The 13,602-nt window shown below is 62.7% G+C and carries 15 protein-coding genes; 6 read left to right on the top strand and 9 right to left on the bottom strand.

Annotated elements, in window-relative coordinates; genetic code table 11:
- Positions 1 to 2: 2 nt before the first annotated feature.
- Genes J3456_RS02585 through J3456_RS02570 form a run of 4 tightly spaced genes read right to left on the bottom strand, consistent with a single transcriptional unit; the run spans position 3 to position 3,673 of the window.
- Positions 3 to 935 (bottom strand): glycosyltransferase family 2 protein, encoded by a 933-nt coding sequence (locus J3456_RS02585; protein WP_349578759.1) that lies wholly within the window; start codon positions 933 to 935, stop codon positions 3 to 5.
- On the bottom strand, positions 932 to 2,023 hold the full coding sequence (locus tag J3456_RS02580; protein ID WP_349578758.1) for a glycosyltransferase family 2 protein: 1,092 nt from the start codon (positions 2,021 to 2,023) through the stop codon (positions 932 to 934). The genes J3456_RS02585 and J3456_RS02580 overlap by 4 nt, the downstream gene beginning before the upstream one ends.
- 43 nt (positions 2,024 to 2,066) lie before the next feature.
- Entirely contained in the window at positions 2,067 to 3,092 is a 1,026-nt protein-coding gene (locus J3456_RS02575) for a GGDEF domain-containing protein (RefSeq protein WP_259945302.1), read from the bottom strand.
- A complete protein-coding gene (locus J3456_RS02570; RefSeq protein ID WP_349578756.1) occupies positions 3,089 to 3,673 on the bottom strand; it encodes a heme NO-binding domain-containing protein in 585 nt (194 codons plus the stop codon). Before J3456_RS02570 ends, J3456_RS02575 begins: the two co-directional genes overlap by 4 nt.
- 207 nt (positions 3,674 to 3,880) lie before the next feature.
- On the opposite strand from J3456_RS02570, the gene J3456_RS02565 reads away from it, so the two are divergent.
- The 3 genes from J3456_RS02565 to J3456_RS02555 all read left to right on the top strand — a co-directional run bounded on the left by J3456_RS02565 (position 3,881) and on the right by J3456_RS02555 (position 5,261).
- A complete protein-coding gene (locus tag J3456_RS02565) occupies positions 3,881 to 4,027 on the top strand; it encodes a hypothetical protein (protein ID WP_161487393.1) in 147 nt (48 codons plus the stop codon).
- A gap of 65 nt (positions 4,028 to 4,092) precedes the next feature.
- On the top strand, positions 4,093 to 4,740 hold the full coding sequence (locus tag J3456_RS02560) for a DUF998 domain-containing protein (RefSeq protein ID WP_502989479.1): 648 nt from the start codon (positions 4,093 to 4,095) through the stop codon (positions 4,738 to 4,740).
- Entirely contained in the window at positions 4,740 to 5,261 is a 522-nt protein-coding gene (locus J3456_RS02555) for a DUF421 domain-containing protein (RefSeq protein WP_349578755.1), read from the top strand. The genes J3456_RS02560 and J3456_RS02555 overlap by 1 nt, the downstream gene beginning before the upstream one ends.
- 7 nt (positions 5,262 to 5,268) lie before the next feature.
- Here the strand turns inward: J3456_RS02555 and J3456_RS02550 are convergent, their stop codons facing one another.
- Together J3456_RS02550 and J3456_RS02545 are read right to left on the bottom strand one after the other, a co-directional pair.
- The gene (locus J3456_RS02550) at positions 5,269 to 5,964 is read right to left on the bottom strand and encodes an HAD family hydrolase (RefSeq protein ID WP_349578753.1); all 696 of its coding nucleotides are present in this window, start codon (positions 5,962 to 5,964) and stop codon (positions 5,269 to 5,271) included.
- Positions 5,955 to 6,239, bottom strand: coding sequence for a DUF3572 domain-containing protein (locus tag J3456_RS02545; RefSeq protein WP_349578752.1), 285 nt, complete (start codon positions 6,237 to 6,239; stop codon positions 5,955 to 5,957). The genes J3456_RS02550 and J3456_RS02545 overlap by 10 nt, the downstream gene beginning before the upstream one ends.
- 97 nt (positions 6,240 to 6,336) lie before the next feature.
- On the opposite strand from J3456_RS02545, the gene J3456_RS02540 reads away from it, so the two are divergent.
- A complete protein-coding gene (locus J3456_RS02540) occupies positions 6,337 to 7,731 on the top strand; it encodes a diguanylate cyclase (RefSeq protein WP_349578751.1) in 1,395 nt (464 codons plus the stop codon).
- A 404-nt stretch (positions 7,732 to 8,135) separates the two neighbouring features.
- A complete protein-coding gene (locus J3456_RS02535) occupies positions 8,136 to 9,062 on the top strand; it encodes a DMT family transporter (RefSeq protein WP_349578750.1) in 927 nt (308 codons plus the stop codon).
- Here J3456_RS02535 and J3456_RS02530 read toward each other — a convergent pair.
- Entirely contained in the window at positions 8,998 to 9,693 is a 696-nt protein-coding gene (locus J3456_RS02530) for a thiamine diphosphokinase (RefSeq protein ID WP_349578749.1), read from the bottom strand. The two genes, J3456_RS02535 and J3456_RS02530, sit on opposite strands and share 65 nt — an antisense overlap.
- 53 nt (positions 9,694 to 9,746) lie before the next feature.
- Between J3456_RS02530 and J3456_RS02525 the strand changes: the two genes are divergently transcribed.
- On the top strand, positions 9,747 to 11,969 hold the full coding sequence (locus tag J3456_RS02525) for a hypothetical protein (protein ID WP_349578748.1): 2,223 nt from the start codon (positions 9,747 to 9,749) through the stop codon (positions 11,967 to 11,969).
- 58 nt (positions 11,970 to 12,027) lie between these two features.
- On the opposite strand, the gene J3456_RS02520 is transcribed toward J3456_RS02525, so the two are convergent.
- Positions 12,028 to 12,255 carry a DUF2842 domain-containing protein gene (locus tag J3456_RS02520; protein ID WP_067626583.1) on the bottom strand — a complete coding sequence of 76 codons (228 nt, stop codon included), beginning with the start codon at positions 12,253 to 12,255 and terminating at the stop codon, positions 12,028 to 12,030.
- Positions 12,256 to 12,259: 4 nt separating this feature from the next.
- Positions 12,260 to 13,555 carry an adenylosuccinate synthase gene (locus tag J3456_RS02515; protein WP_349578747.1) on the bottom strand — a complete coding sequence of 432 codons (1,296 nt, stop codon included), beginning with the start codon at positions 13,553 to 13,555 and terminating at the stop codon, positions 12,260 to 12,262.
- Positions 13,556 to 13,602: the final 47 nt, after the last annotated feature.

The following is a 13,602-nucleotide window of genomic DNA, read 5'->3' as shown; positions in this document are numbered from 1 at the left end:
CGTCAGCGGTATTCGATGATGCGCCCATCGCGGCGCATGTGGTACTTCAGCACGCCCAAGGCTTCGGGGAACTTGCCCAGCAGGGTGAAAAAGCCCCAAGCCGCCCCGCCGCGCCAGATCAACCGCAAGAGTTGCAGTGGGTAGAGCATCATCAGCCCGACTGCGGCCCACGGCAGCAACAGCGCCAGCAGCAAAATCACCGCAGGCAAAAGCGCGCCCCAAAGCAAGGCGCGGCGCGTCTCGGCCACCCAATGGCGATCGGGACCAGCGCCATGCAGCGCCGCCCCTTCGGCAAAGGCGTGACCAGCACGCAGGCTGCGCCGCCACCATTGGCTGAACCGGGTGATCTGCGCGTCATGCCATGTCATCTCGGCGTCGAGCCGCCATATCTGCCAACCCGCCCGGCGCAGCCGTTGGCACAGTTCCGGCTCTTCTCCGGCGATCATCTCTGCCCGGTAGCCACCCACGGCGCGCAGCGCCTCCAGCCGCATCAGCGCATCACCGCCACAGGCGCGCGCCTCGCCCGGCGGCGTGTCCCATTCAGCGTCGATCAGACTGTTGTAAATCGAGGTTTCGGGATGTTCCTCGCGCCGTCTGCCGCAGACCACGGCGAGTTGAGGATGCGCGCTCAGTTGGGCCTCAGCCGCCGCCAGCCAGCCGTCCCGCAGGATGCAATCACCATCGAGGAATTGCACCAGCATGATCCCCTCGCCCAATGCCGCCACGCCTGCATTGCGGGCTCGCGCGGCGGTGAAGGGCTGCTGCATGTCCAGTTCGACCACTTCCGCGCCCAGCCCCCGCGCCGCAGCGACGGACCCATCGGTCGAGCCGCTGTCGACATAGACAATCTGTGCCACCTGCCCCACCAAAGCCTGCAAGGACCGCTCCAGCCGGGCGCCTTCGTTGCGTCCGATGACAACGGCGCCGACGCTCATGCGGCTTGCTCATCACGCCAAGCGGCGACATGGGCGCTGTAGCTGTCGGAGGGCTCCAGAAAGCCCGCGCGGTACAGAAGTTCGACCCGGTTCCAGCGCCGCGCGTCCAGCGAGAAGAGCGAGACATCGGGGTTCTGCCCGATCACCGCCATGCGGCGTGCGTCTTCTCCATGCGCCAAATTGCCCGCGCCCAGCGTCTCGGCATCCCGGGCGGCGGCGTCATTGGCGAACTTGTAGTGTTTGATCACCGCCGTCATATCCGCCACGCGCAGCCCGCAGGACAGATGCGGATGCGGCGCCGGTGTGACCTCTGGCCCGTTGAAGATCAGCGGATGTTTCGTCAGGCAACAGTTCTCTCCAAAGACCTTGCCGCGCACCCCGCCAAAGGCGAACTTCACCGCATCGTTGGAAAGATCATTATCGGCCAGCAGCGCGGAGAACGGAATCTCGGGGCTGTGGTAGTCGGTTTTGCGCACCGCGCTGATGTCGTAATAAAGAAAGGATTGCAGCGCTTGTTTATAGGGCACCCCCGCCGCGGCAGCGAGGCTGGTTTTGGGAAACATCTCAAGCATCTGCGCCACCAAGGCGGTATAGCCCTGCCGGTCGAGATAGGCGGTTAGCCCCTTGATGCCAATCTGGCTGCGCCCTTCGAAATCGAAAATCTCATCCATATCAACGTAGAGACACCAGCGATTTTTGCCGTAGGTCTGCGCGGGATACTGGCGGATCAGGTCTTCGTACCCGGCCAGCGGCAGGGTGCAGCGATCGATCACCGTGCCTTTCTGCGCTTTGATCCGGGCGATAGTGTCATCGCGCGAACCGTTGTCGATGAAGACGAAATGCTGCACGCCCATCGCGCGGTAATGGCGAAAGAAGGCATCGAGGTAGTAGCTGCCGTCGCGCACCAAGGCGATCAGCACCACCTCACCCGGGGCCACGTCCAGTTTGCTCGGCCCATGCAGATGCTGCAAAGACGCGGCAAAGCGCGCCCGGCGGCGGGCGTCGTGCAGGCGTTGGCGCAGGCGGCGGAGCAGGTGCAGGGGCGATTTCATGCCGTTGTGATACGACAGGCAATCTGCGCGGTCCACTGCCGCCATGCCTTTCTGATCCGCGCGACAACGCCCCGAGCGATTAGCTGCCACCGTTTTGACCGGGCGCGACGGCGGGCCCGGCCACCGCACGCAGGGCGGGGTCAAAGAACGTGTGGCGCGCGCGGCCAGCGTGTTTCGAGGCATAGAGCGCGGCATCTGCATTGGCCAGAACCACCTCGCGCGGTTGCCGGTCGCCGCGCTGGATCCAGACCGTACCGATGCTGGCGGAAACCTTGCAGACCTCGCCCTTGTAGCGGATTGGCTCTTCCAGCCGGTCGATGATCCGCTGGCCGATCCGCCGGAGTATGCCCTCGCCCCGGACATCGGGCAGAACCACGGTGAACTCATCCCCGCCCAACCGCACCACCATGTCAGAGCTTCGGGTTTCTTGTTGCATGATCCGGGCGACGACTTGCAGCACATGATCGCCCGCGGCATGGCCCAGACTGTCATTCACCGCCTTGAAGTAATCGAGATCGACATGCATCACCGCGAACCCCTCTCCGGCAGTGATCAACCGCTCCAGCACCGCGTTCAGCGCGCGGCGGTTTTTCAGCCCCGTCAGCGTGTCGGTAAAGGCCTGTTCCTCCGCCGTGATCCGCGCCTCTTGCAGGCGCAGGTTCAGGCGACGGGAGGCTTCCATCGCGGCTGATTTCGCCTCCATCAGATAGAGCATCTCGATCGCCAGATCGGTGGCGGCGAAATCAGCATTGGTCAATGCATAGTCCTGCACCCCGTCGAAAATCGAAATCCCGAAAGAGAGGTTCACGATCAGCCGCCGATCCCCCAAGGGCACCAGCAGCCCCTTCAACTCGGTCCGGGGGGAGTCGCGAAAGGCGAGGTGCAGCTTTACCCCCGTGGCCCGGTGCAGGTCTTTCATCCCGTCAATCCCGCGGGGCCGCTTAACGGTGACGGTTTCCAGAAAATGCCGCCCCGCCAGCGGGGACTGCGGGCGCAGCTTTTGGATCGTCGGCCCGGCGTGGCGGATCTCGCCATTGGCGGACAACAGCAGATGCATCGGACATAGCTTGTCCAGAACCGCCGGATCATGGCACCCTACGCTCATGCCCGCGCCCCAAGCTCAAACCGGCGCCCTTCCGAGAATTCGGCTTCGACCAGAATGATCTTCAGCACCTCGATGCCATCCGATCGCCCGCAGTGCTCCAGCAGCACCAGCGCGGCATAGTCATCGGCCATGGCCCGCAAGACCCCCATCATAAGGTAGCCATATCCAACGAGCGGGGCTTCGCAGATCAAGGAATACTGGCCATCGGGGTCTTCGCGCAGTTCGACCCAAGGCAGATGCAGTTCCGATAGGGCGAGACGCGTCCGGTCCGGCAAATCGTCGAGCGATTGCAAAAAGTCACTGAAGCTCACCCCGCCAAAGCGCAGCAAACGCCGCACAGCCTCATAGCCCGGTTGCGCCACGAGAAAGGTGCCGACGTCTTCCATCACCTCGGCCCGGGGCCGGTCCAGCACGTCGCAGACCGCCTCAAGGACGGCCGGAGTGATGTGATCCGAATAGGTCAGCATCGCCTCGAATTCGGTAAAGTCCAACCCGGCCCGAGAGGCCACCTCGGCCCAAAGTCTCTGCCCGTAGTTGGCACAAAAGTAGTTCTGAATGCTGCGGTTGATAAGCCCGTGCATGACTGCCTCATTCCCATTTTTCCCAAGAGCAGATTGCCGTTGCACTGGTTAAGATTGGCCTGATGAATACAGTTGTCAGGAAATTGCGTTGCCCACCGGCCGCTTAAAGACCGGAACCGCACCCGGAACCGCCACCACATTCCGCGCGTTCGGTATTGGAGAGAAGAGGCACCCCGCCTCTCCCCCCATCCAGTGAGGAGCGTATACATGAGCGATGATCCCAAACACCCGAAGGACGAAGACAAGACACCGCCCAAGAAGCCTCAGAAAGACCTGCACCGCCCTGAGGCCACATTGGACGAAGCGCCCGCAGGAAGCCCCAATGCCGAAGAACGCTCGCGGCTATCGGACTGAGGGTTTGGGTCTGACCCCGATGTCAGACCTCAAATGAAGAAACTGGCTAAGAAGGGTGTCGCAATATGAGCAATCACGTCACAGCCCCCCGGCAGCATAGCGCGCCGGGGTTTATGGTTTGTCTGGGCTGGGTCGCCATCCTTGGCTGTGTGATATTCGCCGTCTCGATCCTGATCGCGGATTTCGTGGTGCCGAATCATGACTGGATCGCCGACACGATCAGCGATTTGGGCGCGGGGCGGTATGAATTCATCGTCGACATCGGCATCTATGCCTTCTCCGCTGCGCTGATTGCCTGCGCCCTGCTTTGCGCCCATGTGCATTTCGGCGATCGCTGGTGGAGCATCGCCACCATTGGCCTCGCCCTTCTGGGGCTCATCGTCTTTCTAGTCGGCGCAAGAAACGAATACGGGGACCGCGATTCCGATGGCGTGGTGATCCACATCTATCTGGTCTACGCGCTTGGGCTGATTATGCTCGCCGTGCCGTGGCTGCTGTCGAAAGGTTTCGCAGATATCTCTGCGTTCCTTGCCAAGGCGCTCAAGGTGATCTCGCTTTTGTGGCTGGTCTCCGCCCCGCCATTCTTCTTCCTGCCCACCGGGATCGACGGGATCTATGAGCGCTATCTGGGGCTGATCGCCATGGCCATGGTGGTGCTTTTGGGGCGGTTCTTTATCCAACGGGGCAAGGCATTGAACGGGGGGCACGGGTGATGTTTTTTGACTACGTTCCGCTCGATATCCTCGCCCGTGCACTTTTGCTTTCTGCCACTGCGCTAATCTGGGTGATCTTTGTGGTCCGCGTGATCGGGCTGCGCACGTTTTCAAAGATGACCGCCTTTGACTTTGTCGCCACGGTCGCCACAGGCTCGCTTCTTGCCGGTGCCTGTCAGGCCACCACTTGGCCGGAGTTTGCGCAGCCGACCTTGGCGATTTCCGCCCTGCTTGGTGCGCAGTTCGTCATCGCGCGGATCCGGCAAGCCTCTGGCCGGTTCGAAAACGCGGTGCAGAACGAACCTGTGATCCTGATGCAGAACGGTGAAATTTTCGACGCCGCCCTAAGCGAGACCCGCGTGGCGCGCGCCGATCTGATTGCCAAGCTGCGCGAGGCCAATGCGCTGCGTTTTTCGGACGTGCGTGCGGTTGTGTTGGAGACGACGGGCGATATCTCGGTCCTGCATGGGGATACCCTCGACGAGGGAATTCTCGAGGGCGCGCGGGCGATCAAGGGCTAACCCGGCGTTAAATCAGGCGCTCCGGCAAATGACCGATATCCGGCAGGACCAGATCGGCGTGCGGGGCAAGAACTTCCGCTGTGGCCGGTCCGGTCAACACCGCGATCCGCCCCATGCCCGCCACGCGCGCGGCTTCCAGATCATGAATGCTGTCGCCGACCATCGCGATCGAGGAGGCGGGCAGGCCCACATGCGCCGCAAAGGCGTGCAACTGCCCCGGCGAAGGCTTGCCCCCATGCCCACTGTCGAACCCTGCGATAAAGTCGAACATATCAACCACCCCCGCCGTCAGCAAATGTGTCCGCGCGGGGTGTTCCGCATCATTGGTCGCCACGCCGAGCCAAAGACCGCGGTCGCGCAGTCCCTGCAAAAACGGCCTGAGCGGCACCGCCTCGCGCTGCGGCGCGCGGGCCGCCTCGGCATTGATTAATTCTAGAAGGTCCGAAGGCAGCCGTTCAGGAAAATGCGGGGCCAAGGCATCGACGACCTGCTGCGGCGTGCCAGCGATGGCGATACTGTCTGGGGCAAAGCGGCGGGTGGCAAGGTCAAATCCAATGTCTGCCCCGACCCGCGCGGCCAATTCACGCCCCCCATCACAGACCCGCAGCAAGAAGGCTTCGGCCCAAGGTTCCCAAGTCGCGGCAAAGTCAAAAAGGGTGCCGTCCTTGTCAAAGAGCAGACCCTTAACGTTTCTTAAGTCCAATGCACCTGCTCCCCACCGGGCAGCGCCGCGCGGGCTTGCATGATCCGTTCATAGGGTATTGCCAGATGGTCGGAAAACCCGATGACCCAGGCGTCGTCCATCATCAGAAAATCCAGCACAGCGCCTAGAAAAATAGGGTCGCTGGCCTGTTTTGTGAGGTCCGCCTCGGACGCGCCCGTGCTGCCCAGAAACACCGGCAACAGATCATCATTCGCCGCGAGCCAGCCCAGCGCCTGAAGCGCCAAAGTTTCGGCGGAGTCTTGGGTATAGGACATTGGAAACCGTCTTTTGCTGAAGGTTGGAAACCCTTTGTTAACCATTAAGGGGCAAAGACAATCTCATCAAACTGATTTGTACGGTGAAGGAGCTGTCGTGCAAGGGACCATCCTTATTGCAGATGCGATTGCAACCAATCGGATCGCCCTCAAGGTCAAGCTCTGTGCGGCATACTATCACGTCGTGCAGGCAGAGAATATGGAAGAGGCTTTGACCTGCGTGCGGGACAACCCGCCGGATCTAGTGATCTGTGCCCTGACCCTTCCGGGTGGCGGGGCGGCGGACCTATGCCGCGCGCTCAAAGCCTCTGGCGATAGCGCGCAGCTTCCGGTGCTGGCCATCGGCAACGGCGATCAAGCGGTGGATAGATTTGCCGCGCTCGAAGCGGGGGCGAACGACGTGTTGCTCAAACCGCTTGATTGCACGCTGTTGCTGGGCCGGGCGCGCAGCCTCATTCGCGCCCGTAATGCGGCAGACGAATGGGAAATGCGCGATGATACGTCACGTGCGCTTGGGTTAGCGGAACCCGCGGCGGAGTTCACTACCCGCAGCCACTGTGTGATCATCCATTCCGACAGCGCGATGAGCGTGAATTGGGCCAAACACCTCCGCCCCCAGCTGCGCGCGCGCCTCACCCTCGCCAACCCGGAGGAGGCCATTCGCGCCGCCGCCGCAAACGGGCCGCCAGACGCCTTCGTACTGGTCCTGCCCCAAGATCCCGTTCCTGCCACGGCGGCCCTACGCCTAATCTCGACCCTGCGCGCCAACGCGCAAACCCGCCACACCGGGCTGCTGGTGGTGCAACTGGCCCCCGATGCAGCACTTGCCGCCACGGCCCTTGATCTGGGGGCGGATGATCTGATGACCGAAGGCTTCAATCCCGCGGAAATGGCCCTGCGTCTTCATGCGATCTTGCGGCGCAAACGGATGACGGACCAACTTCGCGATACGGTACGCACAGGGCTGAAGGCTGCCGTTTTCGACCCTCTGACGGGGCTGCACAATCGCCGCTATGCCTTGCCCCATCTGGATCATATCGCGGAACATGCCCTTGAAACCGCCCGCCCCTTTTCGGTGATGGTCGCCGATCTGGATCATTTCAAAGGCATCAACGACCGCTATGGCCATGCCGCGGGGGATTCGGTGCTGGTGCAAACGGCGGAACGTCTGCGCAACAATCTGCGCGGCATGGACCTTGTCGCGCGGATTGGCGGGGAGGAATTTCTTATCGTCATGCCGGGGACCAACCTTGCGGATGCCGAAAAAACGGCGGCGGCGATCTGTGCCGATATCGGCAATCGCGGCTTCGTCGTTCCCGGCACCCCCCTGCCGATACATGTGACCATCAGCATCGGCCTCTCCGTCGGCCCGATGGAGGAAGAGGGCCGCCCGCTATCCTCGGAAGCGTTGATGGCTCAGGCGGATCAGGCCCTCTACGCGGCGAAAACCCACGGTCGAAACCGGGTGAACCTGAGCCGCCCCGCGGCATGATCTAAGGCCGAGATCAAGACCACGACCAAAGACGTCGGAGGCCTTTTTGCCGCGCAAGTGTCGGTCGCATTCGGGGCGCCGGTTGTTTTTGAGACAAGGCGAAGGACCTGTTGGGGGTATTCGATTTGGATAAACCACTGGCCTCCGCCGAACCTTCGTAAGCAGGCAATCGCAATTCCCTTCGGTGTGCGGCTTTTGTCAGCCTACCACCCGCCCCCGCATCCGACCTCTGCGTCTGCGTCTGCGTCTGCGTCTGCGTCTGCGTCTGCGTCTGCGTCTGCGTCTGCGTCTGCGTCTGCGTCTGCGTCTGCGTCTGCGTCTGCGTCTGCGAAAAGGACGCGATACAAATCAGACACCCTCAACCAAAGATTGCATTAAATATAAACCTTCCTTAGCGTAACGCAATGCAACAGGATCGGCCCCTTATCGGAATAGCCCTCATGATGGGCTTCTGCATCGTAGCGCCTGTGGGCGATGCGGTCGCCAAATTACTGGGCGCTTCGGTCCCCTTGGGCCAGGTGGTGCTGCTCCGCTTCGCCCTTCAGGCTCTGATCCTCATCCCCATCGTGTGGTACTCTGGCCGCGTCTGGCGCATGCGCGGGCGGGTGTTTCGTTTGACCCTTCTGCGCACACTGCTGCATATGGCGGGCATCGCCGCCATGTTCACCGCGTTGAAATACCTGCCCCTCGCCGATGCCGTTGCCATCGCTTTCGTCATGCCTTTTTTCATGTTGCTGCTCGGCAAACTTATCTTGAAGGAAGAGGTCGGCCCAAGGCGTTTGGGCGCGAGCATCGTTGGGTTTCTCGGTACGCTTCTCATCGTACAGCCGAGTTTCGTGAACGTCGGCTGGCCCGCGCTGCTGCCGATCGTTGTGGCGGTCGTCTTTTCTTTCTTCATGCTGGTTACCCGCCAGATCGCCAAGGAGACGGACCCGATCAGCCTGCAAGCCGTGAGCGGGGTGATGGCGGTGGTGATGATCCTGCCGTTGCTGGCGCTCGGCGCCATCACGGAGTTCGCGCCTTTGCAGATCATACAACCCGATGCCTTCGACTGGACCCTGCTGCTCGGCATCGGGGTTCTCGGTACGATCGCGCATCTGCTGATGACATGGTCCTTGCGCTTTGCCCCATCGGCTACATTGGCGCCGATGCAATATCTTGAAATCCCCTTCGCCACGCTGCTTGGTTTGCTCATCTTCTCCGACCTGCCCAATCCACTCGCAGGTTTGGGCATCCTGATCAGCGTCAGCGCGGGTCTCTACGTGATCATGCGCGAGCGGGCCACGGCGCGTGATCTGGCCGCAGCAGTTGCGCCGCCAGTGACGCCATAAGGCGACGCGGCAAGATCAGCAGCATATCGGGGCCGTCCATCTCAAGCGCGACGGGCCCCAAAGCGCGGTTCGACGTGCCAACCCGGCCACCGGGCGCAAACTGAAGCCCGTCAATCGGCCATTCCAATCCACGGCTGCGCCCCGTCACCGGTGCCAATGGCATGAGAGAGACCACATCCCCCGCCTTCGTCGGTAGGGTGATGCGCGGCGGCGCGAGCAGCACGATCTCATGCGCGCCCAACAAGATACAGGGCCGATCCGGATAGGCGGCGAGCGTATTGAAAGCCGCAAGCTGATGGTCCAGCCGCGCCCCGGTAAAACCAACCCCCAGCACCAGCGGCGCGTCGATCCGAGTCAGCGCCTTGCCGAAATCTGTGCTCTCTTGTTCGGCGACCCGGTGGCACCGCTCTGATGGGATCCGTGCCAACACCTCTGCCGGGGCGGAATCGAAATCGCCAATGACCGCCGCCAGGTCCACCCCTGCCGCCAGAGCCAGCGCGGCGCCACTGTCGGCCGCAACGCAGGTGGGTGCCATCGCCAGTGCCGCGCCGATGTCTCCTTCAAAGACCTCTCCGCCGCCGAGCAGCGTGACTGGTTTGTGGTCCCGCACGATATGGTCTGAAGTGGTCAATTAGTGCCCCTTTTGGAAATCTGCCTTAATCTTGCCTTGAAATCATACGTTGAATGGCACAGATTCGAGCCGCTTTGGTCTTGGACATCGTGGTAAACGATACCTGCAACACCGCAGAGGACGAGCATCCGATGATGAACAGCAACAAAATCTTGACGGTCTCCTATGGCACTTTTTCGTGCACGCTGGAAGGCTTCGACGATTCCTTCGGCACCATGAAGGCCATTGCCGAGTATTTCCGCGATCTGGCCTCGGATGACCGTTACTTCGGTGCCGAGCCACCACAACCGGATGCTGAGATGCTCACCCGGATCGCGCAGCGCGAAGTCTCCCGCCGGGTGCAAGCCCGTGAGCAGGAAGGCAAGATCGTGCTGAGTGCGCTGGAGAACCAAAACGCCGAGGCTCCGGCCCAAGCGCCCCCGGCTGCAGCAGCCCCCGCCGCGGCCGCGGCCGCTCCGGCTCAGGCCGAAGCCGCAGCGCCGCAAGCGCCCGCCGCGGCAGAGCCTGCGCCCGTCAAAGAAGAAGCGCCAGCCCCCCTTAAGGCTGAGATCGCCGACACCGCCGCCGTGGAAGCCCCAGCAGCAGCCGAACCTCGGATCGCTGAGGCCGTTGAACAGGCCGAGCCCGCCCCTGCCGCCGAGCCTGCACCGGCAGCCGAAGCAGAGGAAGAAGACACCAGCGACGCCGAGGCGTTCTTTGCCGCCAGCCCGCAGCCGCAGTCCCACTACGAGGATGAAGCGCAGGCCGCCAGCGTCGAAGAGATGCCCGCCGCAAGCGCCGCCCCCGCCGACAGCATCGCCGCCAAATTGCAGCGCATCCGCGCCGTGGTCGCCCAGCAGGATGAGGATGAGGCCGCGAGCTACGACGAGGAAGAAGCAGCCGCGCCCCAAGTGGCCCGTGCCACCGCCGAAACCCAGGTCGCATCCGAAGAGAGCCAATCTGCCATCGACGCCGCCCGTCGCGACATCGAAGATGCGCTGGACGCCGATGAAGCCACAGAGATGGCGCAAGACGAAACGGAAGAGGACGACGACGATCTCGCTGACATCCTCAACCGTCTTGAGGCCGAAGAAGAAGACGAAGCAGAAGTTGCCGAGACGGACGAAAGCTTGTTCGACGCAGAGGACGAAGAGGAACCTAAAGCCGCACCGAAATCGGAAGCCGCACCGGAGATCGACGCCGCCGACCTGCCCCGCAAAGGCCGCGTGATCAAGGTCAAACGCGCAGATCTCGAAGCGGCCGTGGCACGGGGCGATCTGGAAGAGGTCTCTGACCCGGCACCGCAAGAGGCACCCGCTGCTAAAGCCGAGGAACCGCGCAGCTCTTCGCTGTCGCCCGAGGACGAAGACGAGCTGGCCCGCGAACTGGCCGCGTTGGAGGCCGAACTTGGCGCGTCCACCCTGGCAGAGGCCGAGGAAACGCCCGCCCCCGCGGTCGATATGACCGAGCCGGAAGCCGCGTCTGCTGAGGGCGAACCTGCGGTAGAAGAGCCCGAAGAGGTTAAGGCCGCAGAGCCAGAACCAGCAGAGGTTGAAGCCGCAGCGGAACCGATCGAAGAGCACGCCGAGCCTGCGCAAGCGGCCCGTCACAGCCTGCCCACCATCGACGATGACACCGGCCCCGACATGTCGCGTCTGATGGCGGAAACCGACAGCAAGATGGACGAGGCCGAAAGCACCACGCGCCGCGATGCCTTTGCCCATCTGCGCGCCGCCGTCGCCGCAAAGAAAGCCGATGAGGCGATGGGTGGCCGCGCCACCACCGCGACTTCGGATGACGCCTACCGCGAAGACTTGGCCGATGTGGTCCGTCCGCGCCGCCCCGTGAGCCGTTCGGCCCGGACCGAGCGGCCCAAGGCCGACGCCCGCTCCGCGCCGCTGAAACTGGTAGCCGAGCAGCGCATCGATGTCGACAAGCTGCGCAGCGCTGGTCCTGTGCGTCCGCGCCGGGTGGCGGCCGTGGTCGAGCCGGTCAAAACCAACCCCGATGCCGAAAGCTTTGCCGATTTCGCCGCCGACATGGGCGCCACCAAACTGCCCGAACTTCTTGAAGCGGCGGCGTCTTACATGTCCTTCGTCGAGGGGCGCGACCAATTCTCTCGCCCGCAGCTGATGGGCAAGGTCCGCTCAATCGGGCTGCCGGATTTCACCCGCGAAGACGGGCTGCGCTCCTTCGGTCAACTGCTGCGCGCAGGCAAAATTGAAAAGATCAAAGGCGGGCGGTTCACGGTGTCGGATGAGATTGGCTACCGCCCCGACCACCGCGCCGTGGGGTAAACCCCGGCCACAGTGCTGATATAAAAAAGCGCCCCGCGGGGCGCTTTTTTATTGCGTGTTACTGGTCGTCGTCCGCATCCGGGTCCGCCTGTCCAATGCCCTTAAAGACAAATTTGAACGGCAGTGCCCAGACGATGCCAAGGGCGACATAGATGCCAAGCTCAAGCAGCACTGGCGGGCGGTCGAATTGGGCCACCGTCCAGACCGCCACCGCGATATAGCTCGGCAGCCCGATCAGCAGGATCACCAGCGCCCAGCGGCGACGTGCTTTGTAGCTCAGCGCCATCAGATCAGTCCGCGAAAGGGTCGGTCACCAGAATGGTGTCCTCCCGCTCTGGCGAGGTCGAGACCAGCGCGACAGGGCATTGGATCAACTCTTCGACCCGGCGCACATATTTGATCGCATTGGCAGGCAGGTCGGCCCAGCTGCGCGCGCCTTCGGTCGATTCGGACCAGCCCGGCAGCTCTTCGTAGACGGGTACGCAACGCGCCTGCTGTTCGGCGGCGGTGGGCAGATAGTCGAGCCGCTCACCATCCAGATCATAACCAACGCAGACCTTCAGCGTCTCGAACCCATCGAGCACGTCTAGCTTGGTCAGGCAGATACCGGTGATGCCGGAGGTGGCGCAGGTCTGGCGCAGCAGGGCCGCGTCGAACCAGCCGCAGCGGCGCTTGCGTCCGGTGGTGGTGCCGAACTCATGGCCCCGCTCACCCAAACGCTGGCCGTCGGCGTCTTCCAACTCGGTCGGGAACGGGCCTTCGCCGACGCGGGTAGTATAGGCTTTGACGATGCCCAGCACATAGTCGATGGCGGTGGGGCCAAGGCCCACGCCGGTCGCTGCCTGCCCTGCAATCACGTTCGACGACGTGACGAAAGGATAGGTGCCAAAGTCGATGTCCAAAAGCGCGCCCTGCGCCCCTTCGAAGAGGATACGCTTGCCCGCTTTGCGCTTTTCGGCCAGCACTTTCCAAACAGGTGCGGCGAAAGGCAGAATTTTCGGAGCGATTTCTTGCAGTTGTGCAATCAGCGCATCACGATCGATGGCTTCAACGCCCAAGCCCTTGCGCAGCGGGTCGTGGTGCTGCAGCGCACGGTCAACGCGGGCTTCCAATGTCGCGGGGTCCGCCAGATCGGCAACGCGGATGGCGCGGCGGCCGACTTTGTCTTCGTAACAAGGGCCGATGCCGCGACCGGTCGTGCCGATCTTGGTGCCCTTGCTCGCCGCTTCTTCGCGGGCGCGGTCAAGTTCGCCGTGGAACGGCAGGATCAGCGGCGTGTTCTCCGCGATCATCAGGTTCTCGGGGTTAATCACAACGCCCTGACCTTCGATTGTCTCAATCTCTTTCAGCAGGTGCCACGGGTCCAGCACCACGCCATTGCCGATGACAGACAGCTTGCCGCCGCGCACCACGCCCGAAGGCAGCGCGTGCAGCTTATAAACCTTGCCGTCGATGACCAAAGTGTGGCCCGCGTTATGCCCGCCCTGAAAGCGTGCGATCACATCTGCGCGTTCGCTGAGCCAGTCAACGATCTTGCCTTTTCCCTCGTCACCCCATTGGGCGCCGACAACGACGACATTGGCCATGATATATTCCTTTGCGATGTCCCGCGCCCGTATAGCGACAGTGGCAG

The organism is Sulfitobacter sp. NFXS29 (assembly GCF_040148765.1).
In the GTDB taxonomy this organism is placed as follows: Bacteria; Pseudomonadota; Alphaproteobacteria; order Rhodobacterales; family Rhodobacteraceae; genus Sulfitobacter.
The sequence above is the reverse complement of the archived record's forward strand: the minus strand, read 5'-3'. Positions and strand labels throughout refer to the sequence as shown.

Bases quoted from the DNA above. Each gene is read 5' to 3' on its own strand.
- J3456_RS02585 (WP_349578759.1), bottom strand. From the start codon at position 935: ATGAGCGTCGGCGCCGTTGTCATCGGACGCAACGAAGGCGCCCGGCTG.
- J3456_RS02575 (WP_259945302.1), bottom strand. From the start codon at position 3,092: ATGAGCGTAGGGTGCCATGATCCGGCGGTTCTGGACAAGCTATGTCCG.
- J3456_RS02570 (WP_349578756.1), bottom strand. From the start codon at position 3,673: ATGCACGGGCTTATCAACCGCAGCATTCAGAACTACTTTTGTGCCAAC.
- J3456_RS02565 (WP_161487393.1), top strand. From the start codon at position 3,881: ATGAGCGATGATCCCAAACACCCGAAGGACGAAGACAAGACACCGCCC.
- J3456_RS02560 (WP_502989479.1), top strand. From the start codon at position 4,093: ATGAGCAATCACGTCACAGCCCCCCGGCAGCATAGCGCGCCGGGGTTT.
- J3456_RS02555 (WP_349578755.1), top strand. From the start codon at position 4,740: ATGTTTTTTGACTACGTTCCGCTCGATATCCTCGCCCGTGCACTTTTG.
- J3456_RS02545 (WP_349578752.1), bottom strand. From the start codon at position 6,239: ATGTCCTATACCCAAGACTCCGCCGAAACTTTGGCGCTTCAGGCGCTG.
- J3456_RS02535 (WP_349578750.1), top strand. From the start codon at position 8,136: ATGCAACAGGATCGGCCCCTTATCGGAATAGCCCTCATGATGGGCTTC.
- J3456_RS02525 (WP_349578748.1), top strand. From the start codon at position 9,747: ATGGCACAGATTCGAGCCGCTTTGGTCTTGGACATCGTGGTAAACGAT.
- J3456_RS02520 (WP_067626583.1), bottom strand. From the start codon at position 12,255: ATGGCGCTGAGCTACAAAGCACGTCGCCGCTGGGCGCTGGTGATCCTG.
- J3456_RS02515 (WP_349578747.1), bottom strand. From the start codon at position 13,555: ATGGCCAATGTCGTCGTTGTCGGCGCCCAATGGGGTGACGAGGGAAAA.